The 16154-nt window shown below is 74.8% G+C and carries 15 protein-coding genes; 13 read left to right on the plus strand and 2 right to left on the minus strand.

The window, feature by feature from the left end:
• Window positions 1-7 precede the first annotated feature (7 nt).
• From ACE1OA_RS00515 to ACE1OA_RS00530, 4 genes are read left to right on the plus strand one after another with little or no spacing between them, the layout of a single operon-like run.
• Window positions 8-1291: an acyl-CoA dehydrogenase family protein gene (locus ACE1OA_RS00515; protein WP_432751983.1), complete on the plus strand. Its 1284-nt coding sequence runs from the start codon at window positions 8-10 to the stop codon at window positions 1289-1291.
• Window positions 1288-2778, plus strand: coding sequence for an aldehyde dehydrogenase family protein (locus ACE1OA_RS00520; RefSeq protein ID WP_432751984.1), 1491 nt, complete (start codon window positions 1288-1290; stop codon window positions 2776-2778). The genes ACE1OA_RS00515 and ACE1OA_RS00520 overlap by 4 nt, the downstream gene beginning before the upstream one ends.
• Entirely contained in the window at window positions 2775-3968 is a 1194-nt protein-coding gene (locus ACE1OA_RS00525) for an FAD-dependent oxidoreductase (RefSeq protein WP_432751985.1), read from the plus strand. Before ACE1OA_RS00520 ends, ACE1OA_RS00525 begins: the two co-directional genes overlap by 4 nt.
• Entirely contained in the window at window positions 3965-5425 is a 1461-nt protein-coding gene (locus ACE1OA_RS00530) for an aldehyde dehydrogenase family protein (protein ID WP_432751986.1), read from the plus strand. The genes ACE1OA_RS00525 and ACE1OA_RS00530 overlap by 4 nt, the downstream gene beginning before the upstream one ends.
• 62 nt (window positions 5426-5487) lie before the next feature.
• Here the strand turns inward: ACE1OA_RS00530 and ACE1OA_RS00535 are convergent, their stop codons facing one another.
• Window positions 5488-5772, minus strand: a complete 285-nt coding sequence (locus ACE1OA_RS00535) for a Dabb family protein (RefSeq protein ID WP_356778182.1) — start codon at window positions 5770-5772, stop codon at window positions 5488-5490.
• Between the two features lie 105 nt (window positions 5773-5877).
• Between ACE1OA_RS00535 and ACE1OA_RS00540 the strand changes: the two genes are divergently transcribed.
• From ACE1OA_RS00540 to ACE1OA_RS00580, 9 genes are all read left to right on the plus strand, one after another.
• Window positions 5878-7632 carry a nitrilase-related carbon-nitrogen hydrolase gene (locus tag ACE1OA_RS00540; protein WP_432751987.1) on the plus strand — a complete coding sequence of 585 codons (1755 nt, stop codon included), beginning with the start codon at window positions 5878-5880 and terminating at the stop codon, window positions 7630-7632.
• A gap of 34 nt (window positions 7633-7666) precedes the next feature.
• The gene (locus ACE1OA_RS00545; RefSeq protein WP_432751988.1) at window positions 7667-8482 is read left to right on the plus strand and encodes a hypothetical protein; all 816 of its coding nucleotides are present in this window, start codon (window positions 7667-7669) and stop codon (window positions 8480-8482) included.
• Complete coding sequence (locus ACE1OA_RS00550; protein WP_356606145.1) at window positions 8479-9471, plus strand: dienelactone hydrolase family protein; 993 nt, start codon at window positions 8479-8481, stop codon at window positions 9469-9471. The genes ACE1OA_RS00545 and ACE1OA_RS00550 overlap by 4 nt, the downstream gene beginning before the upstream one ends.
• Window positions 9472-9553: 82 nt before the next feature.
• On the plus strand, window positions 9554-10744 hold the full coding sequence (locus ACE1OA_RS00555) for an aromatic ring-hydroxylating dioxygenase subunit alpha (RefSeq protein ID WP_361312511.1): 1191 nt from the start codon (window positions 9554-9556) through the stop codon (window positions 10742-10744).
• Window positions 10745-10748: 4 nt separating this feature from the next.
• On the plus strand, window positions 10749-11543 hold the full coding sequence (locus ACE1OA_RS00560; protein ID WP_432751989.1) for a hypothetical protein: 795 nt from the start codon (window positions 10749-10751) through the stop codon (window positions 11541-11543).
• A complete protein-coding gene (locus tag ACE1OA_RS00565) occupies window positions 11540-12526 on the plus strand; it encodes a hypothetical protein (protein ID WP_432751990.1) in 987 nt (328 codons plus the stop codon). Before ACE1OA_RS00560 ends, ACE1OA_RS00565 begins: the two co-directional genes overlap by 4 nt.
• Complete coding sequence (locus tag ACE1OA_RS00570; RefSeq protein ID WP_432751991.1) at window positions 12523-13359, plus strand: SDR family NAD(P)-dependent oxidoreductase; 837 nt, start codon at window positions 12523-12525, stop codon at window positions 13357-13359. Before ACE1OA_RS00565 ends, ACE1OA_RS00570 begins: the two co-directional genes overlap by 4 nt.
• Window positions 13356-14069 (plus strand): hypothetical protein, encoded by a 714-nt coding sequence (locus tag ACE1OA_RS00575; protein WP_432751992.1) that lies wholly within the window; start codon window positions 13356-13358, stop codon window positions 14067-14069. Before ACE1OA_RS00570 ends, ACE1OA_RS00575 begins: the two co-directional genes overlap by 4 nt.
• Window positions 14066-14812, plus strand: coding sequence for a maleate cis-trans isomerase family protein (locus tag ACE1OA_RS00580; protein ID WP_432751993.1), 747 nt, complete (start codon window positions 14066-14068; stop codon window positions 14810-14812). Before ACE1OA_RS00575 ends, ACE1OA_RS00580 begins: the two co-directional genes overlap by 4 nt.
• Before the next feature lie 319 nt (window positions 14813-15131).
• On the opposite strand, the gene ACE1OA_RS00585 is transcribed toward ACE1OA_RS00580, so the two are convergent.
• A complete protein-coding gene (locus ACE1OA_RS00585; protein ID WP_432751994.1) occupies window positions 15132-16121 on the minus strand; it encodes a hypothetical protein in 990 nt (329 codons plus the stop codon).
• Window positions 16122-16154 lie beyond the last annotated feature (33 nt).

Consider the following 16154-nt stretch of genomic DNA (forward strand, 5'->3'; position numbering starts at 1 on the left):
ACCGCCGATGACCACGCTCCAGCTCACGGGCGCGCACCTCCTCGACCGCATGTCGCCGGCCGAGCGGTCCCGCGCCGAGCGCGTCGAGTCCGTGCTCCCCGCCCTGCGGGAAGCAGCCGCCGACGCCGACGCGCGGGCCGCCTTCCCGGCAGGCCACACCCGGCTGCTGCGGGACGCCGGGCTGCTCGGTCTCGTCGTACCCGAGGAACACGGGGGGCTGGGCGGCGGTCTACGGGACCTCGCCGCGGCCACCTACGCCATGGGCACGGCCTGCCCCTCCACGGCGCTCGCCTACTTCTTCCACAACACCAGCGCCTCGCGCGGCCTCCTGCCGCTGGAGGCGATCCGCGCGGGCCTCTTCACGGCGGAGGAGACCCCGGTGGTGACCGCGTTCGCCGAGCGCGTCCTCACCGCGATGGCCTCCGGCTCCTGGCTCGCCAACTTCGCCAGCGAGTCCGCCAAGAGCTCCACCGCGAACATCTCCATCGCCACCACCGCCTCGCGCGCCGAAGGCGGCTGGGTCCTCTCCGGGGAGAAGTCCTTCGGCTGCGCGACCGGCGTCGCCGACCTGTACCTCGTCACCGCTCGGCTGGAGAAGACCGACACCGCCGAGGGCCTTGCCATGTTCCTCGTCCCGCGTGACGCCGCCGGTGTGACCTCCCGGCCGCCCTGGAACGGGCTCGGCATGCGCGGCAGCGCCAACCACGGGATCCGGCTCGACCGGGTCTTCGTCGCCGACCCGGACGCCCTGACCGTGCCGGGCGCCTTCACGCGCATGCTCCAGGTCAGCCGGGGCAGTTTCGTCGGCAACCAGCTCGCGATCGCCGCCGTGTACACGGGCGCCGCGCAGGCCGCCTACGACTACACGCTGGACCTGCTCACCCGAAAGACCTTCGCCGACACGGGACGGCCCATCGCGTCCTCCCCGATGCACCAGGTCCTCATCGGGGACATGACGCAGAACCTGGAGACCGCCTACCAGTGGCTGCGGCGGCAGCTGGAACTGGAGACCTCCGAGCCGCCGATCAGACCCAAACCGGAGGTGTTCAGCCAGTGGCGACTGGGCAAGGGCGCGGTCACCGAGGCCTGCTTCGCCGTCGCGCTGGGCGCCCTCAAGGCGTCAGGGACCTCCGAGGCACGCCTGGACGGCGTCATCGGCCGCACCCTGCGGGACCTCGCGATGGGGCTGGTGATGACCTTCCCCGCCGAGCGGGGCCGTCTGGAGGCCGCGAAGATCGCCACCGAGGCCCAGGAGAACGCGCTGTTCGCGACACTGGGTGAGAACCGGTGACCCCGTCGCCGGCCAGTGTTCCGCCGCTGTCCCCCGCCGGGCTGCCGGTCACGGCCGACCTCGTCGACGGCACGTGGGAGGACTGCGCGGTGCGGCTCGGCCCGGAGCTGGAGGATCCGGACAGCGGTGAGGTCGTCCGCCCCGCGTTCGGCAGCTCCGCCGAGCGGGTCGAGGCGGCGCTGGCGGCCGCAGACGCCCTGCACACGTCGCGCGCCTGGTGCGGTCTGCCGGACGAGGAGCGGGCGCGGGCGCTGGAGAGCGCCGCCGCCGCGGTCGAGGAGGCCACGGAGCGCATCGTGACGGCCGAGGCCTTCGCCACCGGCGTGCCACGGGCCCAGACCGCCGGCCTCGGGGTCATCCTCGCCGGCGCCTTCCTCGTCGCGGCGGCCCAGCTGCGCTCCGGGCTGCTGCGGCGCACGCTCCCCGGCAGCGGCGGCCGTCCGGTGCTGGTCCGGCGTGCGGCACTCGGACCGGCGCTGTGCGTGGTGCCGTACAACGCCCCGGCTCCGATGGCCGCCCACAAGGCGGCCAGCGCGCTCGCCGCGGGGTGTCCGGTCCTCGTCAAGGCACCCGAACTGGCGCCCTACGGGACCCAGTTGCTGGTCGAGGCCGCCGCCCGGGGACTGGCGGAGGCAGGAGCGCCGCCCGCGGCCCTGCAGCTGGTCCACGGGGACGCCTCGACCGGAGCCCGTCTCGTGGCCGACGAACGGGTGCGCGTGGTCTCCTTCACCGGCGGGACGGAGGCGGGCCGCAGGATCGGCGCCGTGTGCGGCATGGCCCTCAAGCCCGTGCAGCTCGAACTGGGCGGCAACAACCCGCTGCTCGTCCTGCCGCACGCCGATCCGGAGATCGCCGGCCGGATGGCGGCCGAGTTGCTGACGACGCTCAACGGCCAGTGGTGCCGGGCGCTGGGCCGGCTGATCGTGCCCTCCGCCCTGGCGCCGGCGGTCCTGGACGCGGCCGGGCGCGAGCTGTCCGCGCTGCGGGCGGGTCCACCGCTGGCACCCGGCACCGGGTTCGGTCCGCTCGCGCACTCCCGCCACCGCGCCGCTCTGACGGCGGCCGTCCGGGAGCTGACCTCGGCCGGAGCCGCGGTCCGCACATGGACCGAAGTCCCCGCCCGCGGCAACCACTTCGCCCCGCTGCTGGTCACCGGGGCGCCCGAGCAGGCCACCCGCCGGGAGCTGTTCGGCCCGGTGGCCGCCGTGCACACCTACGAGCACGAGGAGGAGGCCCTCCACCTGGCCAACTCCACGGGTTACGGCCTGGAGGGGTACGTGTGCGCAGCGGACCCCGACCACGGCCTGCGGGTGGCCGGCCGCATCGCCGCCGGGGAGGTGAAGGTGAACGGCGCCTCGGTGATGAGCCTGCACCTGGACACGCCGCGCCCCGCCTGGGGAGCCTCCGGCCTGGTCGACGAGGGCAGCGCCGAGACCCTGCTGCACTTCACCGGCGCCCGGGTCACGGGCGTGGAGGCGACCCGGTGAGCGCCCGATCCGGGGCCGGGCCCGTCGTCGTGGCCGGGGCCGGGCCGGTGGGGCTGACCGCCGCGCTGGTGCTGGCCCGCCGGGGCGTGCGCGTGACCGTGCTGGAGCAGGGGCCGGAGCTGGCGACGGAGTCCCGTGCGTCCACCTTCCATCCCCCCACCCTGGAGATGCTGGCCGAACTGGGCGTCCTGGAGGCGCTGCTGGCCCGCGGCCTGATCGCGGGGTCCTTCCAGTTCCGCGACCGGCGCACCGGGCCCGTCGCGACGCTCGACCTCTCCCTGCTCGCCGGGGACACCCCGTACCCGTACCGGCTCCAGTGCGAGCAGGACAAGCTCACACCGCTGCTCGCCGATGCCCTCGGCCGCCTTCCCGGCACGGACATCCGCTTCCGGGCGGCCGTGACCGGCGTGGAGCGGAGCTCGCGCGGCGTCCACGCGGTGCTGGCCGACGGCAGCAGGGTGCGCGGCGCCTGGCTGGTGGGAGCCGACGGGGCGCATTCCGCCGTCCGGCGCTCGGTGGGAGCCGAGTTCCACGGGATGACCTATCCGGAGCGGTTCCTGGTCGCCTCCCTGAGCGAGGACCTCCAGGCGGTCCTGCCCGACCTGGCGCCCATCGCCTACGTCCTGGACCCCGACGAGTGGATGGTGCTGCTGCGCACTCCCGACCACTGGCGGGTCCTGCTGCCCACTCCCGGCGGCACCCCCGACCGCGGTGAGCTGGACCGGCTGCCCGGCCGGCTCCGGGAGCTCACGGGGCGCGCGGACGGACCGGCGGTCCGGCACGCCAGTCTCTACCGCGTTCACCAGCGGGTGGCGGGCACCTTCCGCAGCGGGCGGGTGCTGCTGTGCGGTGACGCCGCGCACGTGAACAATCCGCTCGGCGGCATGGGCATGAACAGCGGGATCCACGACGCCGTGCTGATGGGCGGCGCTCTGGCGGACCTCCTCACGGGTGACGGGACCGACGAGCGGCTGTCGGAGTGCGCCGAGGAGCGCCGCGGCTGCGCGCTGGGGTACGTGGGGGCGGAGACGCACGCCAACTGGGAACGGCTGCGCGCCCGGGACACGGCCCGGCGGGCCGCGCTCATCGCGGAGTTGCGGGCCACGGCGGCGGATCCGGTGGCGGCGCGGCGGTCCCTGCTGCGCAGCTCGATGATCGACTCGCTGCGCGGGGCGGGGGCGTCGCCGTGACCCTTCCCGAGGCCGACACGATCACCGTGGAGAATCCCGCGTGCACGGCCCGGCCGGTGGGGAGCGTGCGGGTGCACACCGGTGCGGAGGTGGACGCCGCCGTCGCGGCGGCGGCCGGCGCGGCCCCGGCCTGGGCGCGCACGCCGGTCGCGGACCGGTCGGCGGCGCTGCTGCGGGTCGCCGACGGCCTGGAGGCGGCCGCGGAGGGCCTCGCGGTGCTGCTGGCGCGGGAGTCGGGCAAGCCCCTGGGCGACTGCCGCGGCGAGGTGGGCTACGCCTGCGCGGTGCTCCGCTGGTACGCCGAACGGGCGCCGGGGCTGCTGTCCCGGCACACCGTCGACGACGCCGGCGGCCGGCTGGAACGGCGACCGCGGCCGTACGGGGTGGTGGCCGCGCTGACTCCGTGGAACGCCCCCGTGATCCTGACCGCGGTCAAGCTGGCTCCGGCGCTCGCCGCGGGCAACGCCGTGGTCGTGAAGCCGTCGCCGCTGGCGCCGCTGGCCGTGTCGGGGTTCCTCCGGGGGGCGGCGGGCGAACTCCCGTCCGGCGTGCTGAAGGTGTGTCACGGGTACGCGCGGACGGCTCTGCTGCTGGCGGGCCATCCGGGGGTCGACAAGGTGTCGTTCACCGGTGGAGCGGTGGCGGGCCGGGCGCTCGGCGCGGCCGCCGCCGGGGCCCTGACGCCGACCACGATGGAGCTCGGCGGGAACGACGCGGCCGTCCTGCTGGACGACGCCGTCCTGTCGGACGCGGATCTGGACCGGCTGGTGCTGGCGAGCTTCGCGACGGCCGGGCAGGTGTGCATGGCCGCCAAGCGGATCTACGTGCCGCGGGCCGGGCTGGAGACCTTCACGGAGCGATACGTCGCGGCGGCCGCACGGGTCCTGCGGCTCGGGGATCCGCTGTCCGCCGGCACGACGGTCGGGCCGGTGATCTCGGCCGAGGCCGCGGCGCGGGTGCGCGCGCTGGTCGCGGATGCCCGGGCGCGCGGAGGCACCGCCGTCGAACTGGGGGTGGTGGGGCCCGGGACGGACCCGGCCGCCGGGCATTTCGTGCGGCCGGTGCTGCTGCTGGGGCTGCGGGAGGACGCTCCCCTGGTCCGCGAGGAGCAATTCGGGCCCGCGGTGCCCGTGCTGGGCTACGAGGACGAGGACGACCTGGTGGCCCGGGTCAACGCCGGGCCGTACGGTCTGGCGGCCTCGGTGTGGAGCGGCGACGAGGACCGCGCCTTCGCCCTGGCCGCCCGGCTCGACGCCGGCTTCCGCTTCGTCAACACCCACAACCGGACGGGGATGGCGCTGCGGGCGGCCTTCGGCGGGGTCAAGCGGAGCGGTCACGGTCGGGAGTACGGCGCCGAGGGACTGGCGGAGTACGTTCAGCCGGTTCTGACGCACGCCCCGTCCGCCTTCCGCCCGGGCGGCGGGGGGATGGCCCCGGGGGCGTACCCGCGGCTCTGAGGGCGCGGGGTCCTCGGAGCCCGTGTCGCGGGGTCCGGGGCCAGGGAGGCGGCCCCGGAGGGTCACCGCTCGACGTGGTCCACGACCGCGCGGTGGGCGAGGCGGGGGCGCAGCCAGGCGGCCAGGGCCAGGTGGTCGGGGTGGTGCTGGTAGGCGGCGAGCGCGGCGGGGTCCGTGTGGCGGGTGGTGAGGGCCAGGTCGTAGGAGTGCTCGGCGCCGGTGATGTCGAGGCCGACGTCCAGAGCGTGGATCTGCGGGACGGAGTCCGTCAGACGCCGCAGGCGCTCGGCGGCCTGCGGGGCGTCGGCGGAATCGGTGAAGCGCATCAGAACGATGTGCACCAGCACGGCACTTGCTCCTTCGCTCGATGTCGCGTCCCTCTGTCGCAAGAGGGCGCGGCGAGTGTATGTTCGGGAAACGCTGTTCCGCTAGAGGAACCGATGGAGTTCACCATGGACGAAGCGCGCACGTTCCGCGTCGCGGCCGCACAGTTCGCCGTGGGCCGGGACCGGAAGGCCAATCTGGCCGGATGCCACAGGACGATCGACGCCGCCGCGGAGCAGGGCGCGATTCTCGTGGTCCTGCCGGAGTTCTGCAATCACCTGTCCTGGTACGACGACCGGGACCAAGCGCTGGCCGCCGCCTGCCGGCCCGGGGACGACTTCCTGGGCCCGATCGCCGAACAGGCGGCCCGGCACGGCATGTACGTCAAGGTCCACGTCACGCTGGCCTCCGGCGGCGGCCCGACCGGGGCGGAGCGCATCACCGCGGCCGGCCTGCTCTACGGACCGGACGGCACCCTCGCCGGGGCCGCGGACAAGCAGGTGCTGATGGGCAGCGAGAACGACCACCTGGACCCGGCCACCGAGCCCGGCCCGGTCGTCCACACCGCCCTCGGGCCGGTCGGCCTGTACTCCTGCATGGAAGGCGTCGTCCCCGAGGTGTGCCGCGGTCTGGCCCTGCGCGGGGCGCACCTGCTGCTCAACAGCCTCAACTCGTTCGCCCTCGACGAGGCCGCACTGCACATCCCGGTGCGCGCCGCGGAGAACCGGGTGTGGGTCATCGCGGCCAACAAGGTCGGGCCGCTGCTCCCGGCGGACCGGATCGGCGCGATCAGCGACGCCATGGGCGTGCCGGCCGAAGCCCTCGACGGCGCGGGCGAGAGCCAGATCGTCGCCCCGGACGGCACGGTCGTCGCCAAGGCACCCCGGTACGGGGAGGCCGTCGTCACGGCCGACATCCGGCCGGCCGCGGCCGCCGACAAGCGCAGGGCCGACGGCACCGACGCCTTCGCCGTGCGCCGCCCCGCCCTCTACCGGCCCATCGCCTCCCGGCCCGCCCCCGCCCCCGCCTTCGCCCGGACCCGCGCCGAACGGATCGAGACCGCGGTCGTCCGGCCGGCCGGCAGCGGCCGCGCGGCCGTCGAGGACGCGGCGCGTTTGGTCGGCGAGGCCGCCGGGCGGGGAGCCGCGCTGATCGTGCTGCCCGAGCTGTTCTGGTACCCGGGAGGCGTCCTGCCCGATCCGCTACGGCCGGACGTCGAGGACGCCCGGGCGGTCCTGCGCACCCTGCGCCACGCGCTGTCGGGAAGTCCCTCGTATCTCGCCTGCGCGCTCCCACTGCCCGAAGGCCACGCCGCGCTGCTCCTCCGCCCCGACGGACCGGTGCTGACGCAGCACCAGCTGCACGAGGGCGCCCGCCACCGCGGCTGGGCCCGCGCGGGCGAGGCGCGGGCGCTGCGCACCCACGACGCGCCCTGGGGCCGGATCGCGGTCGTCACAGGCGACGACGCGGCCCAGCCCGAGACCCTGCGCCTCGCCGCGCTGGCGGGCGTCGACACGGCGGCCGTCTGCCTCGGCGGCGCGGCCGAGCCCTGGGAGTACGCCCTCGGCCTGCCCGAGCGGGCGGCGGAGAACCGGGTCAACCTCGTGGCCGCCGGCCACGGAGCCGGCGCCGTGCACGCCCTGCCCGTGGAGTTCGGCCTGTGGCGCACGCGGGAGGTGCCCTTCGACGGCGTCATCAGCACGCCCGTCACCACGGAGGCCGGTCCCGGCCTGACCCTCGCCCCCGTACGGCCCCGCCAGGCCGAGCGGCGGCTGGTCTCGCGCGCGACGGACCTGGTCGACGGCCGGCCCTGGAGGCTGGCGGACGCCCTGGTGGCGCCCCGGCCGGCCGCGGCCCTCGCGCACCGCACGACCGATCGATGACCCACGCCCGCCATCCCGCCATCCAAGGAGCGCTGTGAGCGACGTGTCGGAGACACTCAAGGCCGTCCAGGACATGACGGACGAAGCTCCCGTCACCGATGTGACCGAGACGTTCGTCCAGTGGCAGGAGCTGCTTGCCGAACTCAAGGAGAAGATCGACGCCCGCTTCGAGCTGCGCCGGGACCCCTCCACCGAGGAGCTGGAGACCTTCGGCGCGCGGGCCGACGGCCCGCGCGGCTCCCTGGCCGGCTACACCGGCCCCGAGATCGACTGGATGATCCACTCCTGGGTCGGCGACCCGGAGCGCGGCTTCGTCAACCTGCACCTCACCGTCTGGCTGGGCCCGCACGTCCGCGTCCCGCACCTGGGGATCGCCCTGCTGTGCTGGCCCGGCGGCTGGTTCTACCTCGACTCCGTGCCCCGGGCCAGCCTGGTGGCCGACGGCGACTACTACGACCGCTACTACGCCCCCGCCGAGGAGGAGTGGCTCGCGGTCCGCGAGGAGTACAAGGACCTGACCTGGTTCACCAGCCGCGCCGGCTTCATCCGCGGCAGCCTCTCCCCCACCGCCTACTGCTACTCGATGCCCCGCGACGAGCGGCACATCGGGCTGGTGCGCCGCCTGATGCACGAGCAGGTCGACCGCTGGCTGACCTGGGTGCAGGAGGCCGAGCCGGTACCGGCCGCCGAGCGCGGGGCGCTGGCCGCCGCCGACCTGGAGATCCGGCGCAACATCGTGGAGCGCGATCCGGCGAACGTGATGGGCGTGCGGTACTTCGGCGAGCAGGTGACCGACCGGCTGGTCCGTGCCCTGTGGGGCGGCGACCGGAACCTGCCGAGGCCGTCGTGAGCCGGGTCCGGTCCGAGTGGCGGGCCTGCCGGGTGCCCGGTCTCAAGGAGCCCTACGACACCGCGCACCTGCGGGTCTTCTACCCCGCCCGCGCCACCGGGTCCGACGCCGAGCGGCTGACGGGGGTGGTCGCGGCCGACGCCGGGCGCGCCCCCTTCCCGCTGGTGGTGCTGCTGCCCGGGATCAACGTCCCGGCCGACTCCTACCGCTGGCTGGCGGTGCTGCTGGCCCGGCGCGGCTTCGTCGCGGTGACGCCCGAGCTGGTCGGGGAACTCTTCGGCGGGAGCCACGGGGTGACCCCCGGCATCGATCTGGAGGCCTGCGCCCCCGGAACCTACGGGACCCGGGCGACGACCCCGCTGATCGGCGCGGTGCTCGGGGCCCTGGCCGAGTCGGCTCCGCGTTCGCCGCTGGACGGGCTGCTGGACCTGGAGCGGGTGGTGGTGGGCGGGCACTCGGCCGGCGGCACCGTGGCGCTGCAGTCGGCCGCCCATGTGCCCGGGCTGCGCGGGGTGTTCGCCTACGGGGCGCACACACAGGTGGCGGCCGCGCTCGGCCATCCGCCGGGCACGGTGCTCCCGGTCGGCGCGCACGTGCCCGTCCTGCTGATGTCCGGCGAGAACGACGGGGTGATCGCGGCGAGCGCCGACCGCTACGCCGCGGCGGACGCGGACGCCGACCCCGTCGCCCGCACCTTCCACGAGGCGCTGACGGACGCCGGCGGTGCGCACGCCTGGGTCCGGATCGCCGGGGCGGGCCACTTCACCCTCTGCGATCCGGTGGACGCGACCAGCGCCCGCGGCTTCCTGGAGGCCCCGGAGCCGGAAGGGAGCGGGGCCCGCGCCCTCGCCGGCCACCTGGTGGCGGCGTTCTGCGCGGCGGTCATGCCGCCGGGGCGGCCGGCCGCGCCGAACCCCGACGACGACGCGGAGTTCGGCGCGCTGCTGGCGCCGCCGCACCCCGGACTGCTCGACGTACGGCGGCGCTGATGTCCGCCCCCGTCCCCCGCCGGCCGCTCCCCCCGTGCCCAGACCGAAGCCGAACGTCCCGAGAACGCGAGGTGCTCCACTGATGCTGAAGAACTTCTGGTACGCGCTCGAGTTCTCCGACCGTGTCACCCGCAAGCCGCTGAAGGCCGTGTGCCTCGGCCAGTCCCTCGTCCTGTACCGCACGGCGGCAGGGAGGGCGGTCGCGCTGTCGGACCTGTGCGCGCACCGGGGGGCCGCGCTCTCCGCGGGCACCCTCGAGGACGACTGCGTCGTCTGCCCCTACCACGGCTGGCGCTTCGACCCGGAGGGCGTCTGCACCGTGATCCCGGCCAACCAGCCGGGCCGCGGCATCCCGAGGAAGGCGCGGGTCGACTCGTACCCGGTCCAGGAGCGCTACGGCTTCCTCTGGGTCTTCCTGGGCGACCTTCCCGAGGAGGAGCGGCCGCCGATCCCCCACTGGCCGGAGTTCGAGGACCTGGTCCGGGACGGCGGCCGGTTCAAGGCGGTCACCGGTGAGTTCCTGTGGCACTCCAACTACGAGCGGGTGCTGGAGAACGGCTGCGACATCGCGCACACCCCCTTCGTCCACGCGGGCTCCTTCGGCAACCCGGACCGGCCGGACGTGGAGGAGTACACGGTCGAACAGCCCGACGAGTGGTCGGCCTTCGCGACGGTGGCCCTGCACCCGCCCGCCGCCAAGGGGCTGTGGGCGAAGCTCTACACCGACCGCCGATCCCAGGGCAAGGACCGTCCTCCGGTGGTGACGACGGCCGGATGGATGCTGCCCAACCTGATCAAACTGCACGTGCGGCTGCCACTCGGCAACATGGTCATCTACGACACCAACATCCCGGTCGACGAGACCACCACCCTGGTGAAGTGGGTGGCGCTGCGCGACTTCTTCACCGGGGACTGGGCCGACAAGAACGCCCGCAAGCGGGTGCTGGGCATCTTCGACCAGGACGCCCCGGTGGTGGACGGGACCCGTCCCGAGCTGCTGCCGGCCGATCTCGGCGCCGAGCTGCACCTGCGCTCCGACATGATCTCCGTCGCCTACCGCCGGCGCCGCCAGGAACTCGCGGCCAAGGGCTGGGCGGTGAGCGACGCCGACCGGATCGTCGGTGACGTCCCGGCGCGCAGCGCCACCGTCATCGCCTCACCGGCCCGGCGGGCGGTCCCGGAGCTCGCCCGCGCCTGGGAGCAGAAGGCCCAGGGATTCCACCCGACGGTCGAGGGGGCCCAGTCCCCGGCACCGGACCGTGAGAAGGAGTAGCCCCATGACGTCCCCCCTTCCCGCCCTCGCCCCCTCCACAGGCGCCCCGACGCCCGCGGCCCGGCTCTCCCGGACCGTGCTGGACGCCCTGCTGGCCGGTACGGCGCTCCGGGAACGGCCCACGCCCTGGACCGTGCTGACCTCCCCGGCGTCGCCGGATCCCGTGGGCTCCGTGCGCTACTTCCGCGATGCGGACCGGGACAGCGGCGTCGACGCGGCCGTCGCCGTGTCCCTCGTGGTGCCCGCCCTCGGGCTCGACAGCCACATGGTGTTCGCCTTCGGCGACGGCGCCGGCCCGCTGCCGCACTTCACCCTCGACTCCGTGCAGGCGGGCGGCGGTTACGCCTTTCACCTGGACCTGGTCCAGCGCGTCGACCTCGCCGTCAGCCCCGCCTACGCCGACCTCGTGTACGGGCCGCTGACCGCGCCGTTCGCCCGCGCGGCGGAGATCCCGGGCCTGACCCCGGCGGCGATCGGCCCGCGCCAGCGCTCCCTGATGTCCCCGTGGATGCTCGTGCACCGCGCCGACGAGCCGGCGCTGCACGCCATCACCCCGATCGCCGCGGAGTACCTGCGGCATTGGCTGGAGCTGGCCCGGGCGTTCCCCGCCGACGCCGCAGGGGAGGCCGAGGAGGGCGACGCGCCGGTACGCGACCGGCGGCTGCGCCAGGCCCTGTTCAGCCGGGAGATCGACCCGGTGTGGGCGCAGGTGGACCGGCTGCTGGGCCCGGCGACGACCGACGGCCTGCGCGGGCTGCTGACCACCGGCAGACTCGCCGGCGAGGAGGCCGGGGCATGAGCGGCAACGGAAAGACCGCCCCGGCCCCCGGTCCGAGCACGTGGCAGCGGCGCATCGCCGGGGAATGGCACGGCCGGCCCTCCCTCTTCGACGCCCAGGGAACGTGGTGCGGGTACGAGGACATCCGCCGCTCCTCCGAATTCACCGACGGCCGCACCCTCTACCGGATGGACGGCGGTCTGTGTCAGGGCGGCCCGCTGGCCGGCCGGTTCCAGCTCGCCGCGCCGTTCGCCTTCGGGGTGAGCGACGCCGACGACAACCGGCTCTACACCGGGCCGGACTTCCACGGCAGCGGGCAGCCGTACGGCTCCTTCGTCGACGCCCACTACTACGGCCCGGGCTGGCAGGTGGCGCTCAACACCTGGAACCACGTCCTGCCGGACGGGCGGACCCAGGTCTACTCCTCGGTGCTGCACCAGGGCTGGACCGTGATCGGCTGCTTCAACGGCGTGTACGTGCGGACCACCGACCACGACACCGACGAGGCCACCCGCGCGCACGTCGCCCGCCACCTGGCGGCCGAGACGGACGCCGGCCCGGTGCCGTGGATCCTGCCCACCAAGCAGCCCGGCGCCTTCACCGGCTCGTGCGAGCTGTGGAGCGCGGAGCAGAAGCACCTGGGGGAGGTGGAGGTGGAGATCGCGGTGCGGCCCGTGGACCTGCTGCGCGCACGCCACGACGTCACCTGGCGGGGGGCGGGACTCGACCGGTCCTTCACGGTGGAACGGCGCCGCGACGGGACCCGCGAGTTCTGGGAGGGCCCGGACGCCTGGGGCAACGCACAGGCCTTCGGGCGGGCCTCCTTCCCGCTGTGGCACTTCACGGACGGGGACGTGCACCGCGTACGCGGCCGGGAGTTCGCCCTGGACGCCCGCCCCGGGATGGCGGCCGGCGGCCGTCTGGCCGTCACCTACGAGCTGTTCGGCGGGAACCTGCTGACGGCCGTCCTGCACGGTGTACTGGACTGGGAGGCCGCGTCATGACCTCGACGGTGGTCATCACCGGCGGCACCCGCGGCATCGGCCACGGCCTGGTCCGCGCGTTCCTCGACCGCGGCTGCCGGGTCGCCTTCTGCGGACGGAGCCCGGCCGGTGTCGAGGCCGCCCTCACGAGCCTGGGGAGCGGCGCCGACGCCGTCGGCCACACGGCGGACGTGACCGACCGCGCCGAGGTCGCCGCGCTGGGGGCGGCTGCCGAGAAGGCGTTCGGCCCGGTCGACGTCTGGATCAACAACGCCGGGGCCACGACGGCCCGCAAGCCCCTGTGGCAGCTCGACCCCGGCGAGGCCGACGCCGTGACGGCGGTCAACCTGCGCGGCGTCGTCAACGGCAGCGCGGTGGCCACCGAGCACTTCCTGCGCCAGGGCCGCGGCCGGCTGTGGAACATGGAGGGCTTCGGCTCGGACGGCCGGACCCTGCCCGGCCTCAGCGTGTACGGGGCCGGCAAACGCGCCGTCACCTACCTGACCGGCGCGCTGGCGGCCGACCTGGAGCGGGAGCGGGAGACCCGCCCCCACGACGTGCGGGCGCTGCTGCTTTCGCCCGGGATCGTGGTCACCGACCTGCTGCTGCACGACTACACCCCGGCGGAGTACGCGAAGGCCCGGCCGGTGCTGGACATCCTGGCCGACCGGGTCGAGACGGTCACCCCGTGGCTGGCGGACCGGGTGCTGGCCGACCGGACGGCCAACGGCGGCCGGGTGGCGTGGCTGACGCGCCGCAGGGCTGCCGGGCGTTTCGCGACGGGCGCGCTGCGCAAGCGGTCGGTGCTGCCGCGGGAGCTGCCCTCCCCGGCGGACCCGGAGGGGGCCTCGTGAGCGGAACCCTGGACTATCCGCTCGCGCTCGCCGTCGAGGACTTCGTCCCGGTCGTCCTGACGGGCCTGGGAGCCGCCCTGCTGACAGGCCCGCTGCGCCGGCACAGCGCGCGCACCGGGCTCACCGGCACGGTCGGCACGGCGCTGATCCTCCTGGGAGGGCTCTCCAAGGCCGTCTGGAAGCTGGTGGTGGCCCTGGACGGCCCGGACCTCCAGGTCCTGAACAAGGCGCTGTTCCCGTGCCTTTCGGCCGGCTTCCTGCTGCTCGCGCACGCGCTGCTGACCCTGCCCGCCGCCCGCGGTCCCGAACCGGCGGGCGGTCGCCGGACGCCGCCGCTGTGGGGGTTCGCCGCGGCATGGACCGCCACCGGCGTCGTCGGGTTGCTGCTGACGTCGACGGCGCCGCACATGGTGCTGACGATCGTTGCGGTCACCGTGTGCGCGGTGCGGCTGATCCTGCTGGCGCGCTCCGACCGGGACGTGGTGGCCGCGACCGCGGGCGGGCTGTGGCTGACCGGCATGTACGTCCTCGGCCCGCTGGCGGCCCGCCCCGATCAGAGCGTGGCGCTGCAGTGGGTGGAGCAGTCGGCGAACACCCTCACACAGGGGGCGTTCGTCCTGCTCGCGTGGCGGCTGGCGAGGCGCCGGCGCACGGACCCGTCCCCCGCTCCCTCCCCCTCCTCCCCTCCGGCCGAACGGCGGCGCGCATGACGGACAGTCTCGGCTGGCGGCGCAAGTTCGGCGTCATCGCCCCCAGCACCAACACCATCGTGGAACCCGACTTCGCCCGTATGGCCGTGTCCGGGGTGACCTCGCACTTCTCGCGCATTCACATCCGCGACCAGAACATGGACCGGGACGCCGGCATGGAGAGGCTCCTGGAGCAGATCCGCGACGAGATCGGCGCGGCCTGCGAGCGGGTGCTGACCTGCGAGCCCGACTACATGGTCATGGGCATGAGCGCGGAGACCTTCTGGGGCGGTGTGGAGGGCAACAGGGCGTTCGTCGAGCAGATCCACGACATCACCGGGCTCCGGGTGGCCACCGGCGCAGAAGCCTGCGAGCGGGCGCTGCGGCTGTTCGGGGCGCGGCGGATCGCCGTGGTGACCCCGTACCAGCCCGTCGGCGACGCCAACGTCCACCGGTTCTTCACCGAGCTGGGCTTCGAGGTGGCCGGCATCACGGGCCTGCGCTGCCCGACCGCCGTGTCCATCGCCCACGTGACGGAGGCCGAACTGCGCTCCGCTCTGGTCGAGCTGGCGGCGCTGCCGGGCGTGGAAGCGATCGTGCAGTGCGGGACGAACCTGTCGATGGTCTCGCTCGCCGACGAGGCGGAGCGGTGGCTCGGGCTGCCCGTGATCGCCATCAACGCCGCCACGTGGTGGATGGCGCTGCGCGACAACGGCTGCCACGACACGCTGCACGGCCACGGCACCCTGCTGCGGGAGCACTGAGCCCGTCGACCACGCGTGGCCGCTGCGCGACGAGGCCGTGTTCACCGTCTCCGAGTCCGACGGCCTCGTGGTCCGGACGCGCGACCGACCCGCTGCCGCCGCGCAGGGCGTCGAGCCGATCCCCGGTGGTGCCCACCGGGAATCGGCTCGGCGCAGTCCGCCGGATCGGCACCGCACGCGCTCCGGGCGAGACCTCGCGTCCGTCAGGACGAGGCGCCGGCGAGGCCTTCGGCCGAACGGTTCGGAGCCGATGCCCCACCGCTCGGCCGCGAGCCTCGCCGGCGCCTTTCACCTGCCGTCACCCGGTCGGTGACCGCGCTCAGGATCTCTGGGAGACCTGCTGGACGGTGACCGCGGGGTCCGCGCCGTCGCCCCAGAAGTGGACGTAGGAGCGTGCGAAGGCGTCGCCGAGGGCGGCCTTCAGGAAGAGCGCGGACCAGCGGGCGGAGGTGCGGATGCCCTCCACCTGGTCGGTGGTCTGGGGTGAGGGGTCGGGGGCGGCGCCGGGCGGGTTCTGCGCGCCGGTGATGCCGTAGTGGTTGACCCCGGCGACCGTGACGAGCGCCTTCGGCGTGCCGGTCAGGGCGTCGTAGGTGGCTTGTGCTGCCGCCGGGGCCGCGACGCCGTCGGCGGATCCCTGGATCAGTGCGACCGGCACGGTGTTGTTCACCGGGGCGACGGGGCCGCCGCCGGGCGGGACGTTGTTGGTGCCGAAGAAGGCGGCCGCCTTGAGCTCGGCCGGCTTGACCGCGCCCGGCGGCAGGCCGAAGCAGAACGGCGCGGCGCACTGTCCCTGGACGGTGGCGACGCCGGCGGCGCCGCCGAAGGAGTGGCCGAGGAGGGCGAAGCTCGCCGGGTCGAGCCGGTTCGCGAGGGGGCTGCCCGTCCGGGTGTTCTCCGTCTTCGACCAGGCGACGGTTGTCAGGCCCTGATCGGCCGAGGCCCACAGACCGGGGATGCCGAAGACGGAGCGCACGTGGTTGGGGACCACCACGACGAAGCCGAACGCGGCGACGGTGCGGGCGTATCCCTCGTAGTGGCTCTTGTCGACGTTGGCGCCCTGCTGGAGCAGGACCACGGGGAGGCGGTCGCCGTTCTCGGGGTAGTAGACGTCGGCCGCGTCGGCCCCGACCGAGGTCGCGTAGACGAGTGTCGGGACGGGGGTGGGGCTCTGCGGCGTTTCGGCGGCGGCCGCCGGGCTCGCGATGCTCGCGGCGGTCAGCAGGGCGCATCCGAGCAGGCCGAAGGCGATGCCTCGGTTCCTGCTGCGGAGCGTGCGGGTGCGTCGCGTGTGTGAGGCGTACTCCATCGGTCGTCCAATCTTCTCGGGGTCTTCGGCATG

The sequence above is a fragment of the Streptomyces sp. JL2001 genome, assembly GCF_050917515.1.
Classification (GTDB): domain Bacteria; phylum Actinomycetota; class Actinomycetes; order Streptomycetales; family Streptomycetaceae; genus Streptomyces.

Coding starts and splice junctions, on each gene's coding strand:
- ACE1OA_RS00515 (WP_432751983.1), top strand. CDS start 8: ATGACCACGCTCCAGCTCACGGGCGCGCACCTCCTCGACCGCATGTCG.
- ACE1OA_RS00540 (WP_432751987.1), top strand. CDS start 5,878: ATGGACGAAGCGCGCACGTTCCGCGTCGCGGCCGCACAGTTCGCCGTG.
- ACE1OA_RS00555 (WP_361312511.1), top strand. CDS start 9,554: ATGCTGAAGAACTTCTGGTACGCGCTCGAGTTCTCCGACCGTGTCACC.
- ACE1OA_RS00560 (WP_432751989.1), top strand. CDS start 10,749: ATGACGTCCCCCCTTCCCGCCCTCGCCCCCTCCACAGGCGCCCCGACG.
- ACE1OA_RS00565 (WP_432751990.1), top strand. CDS start 11,540: ATGAGCGGCAACGGAAAGACCGCCCCGGCCCCCGGTCCGAGCACGTGG.
- ACE1OA_RS00570 (WP_432751991.1), top strand. CDS start 12,523: ATGACCTCGACGGTGGTCATCACCGGCGGCACCCGCGGCATCGGCCAC.
- ACE1OA_RS00580 (WP_432751993.1), top strand. CDS start 14,066: ATGACGGACAGTCTCGGCTGGCGGCGCAAGTTCGGCGTCATCGCCCCC.
- ACE1OA_RS00585 (WP_432751994.1), bottom strand. CDS start 16,121: ATGGAGTACGCCTCACACACGCGACGCACCCGCACGCTCCGCAGCAGG.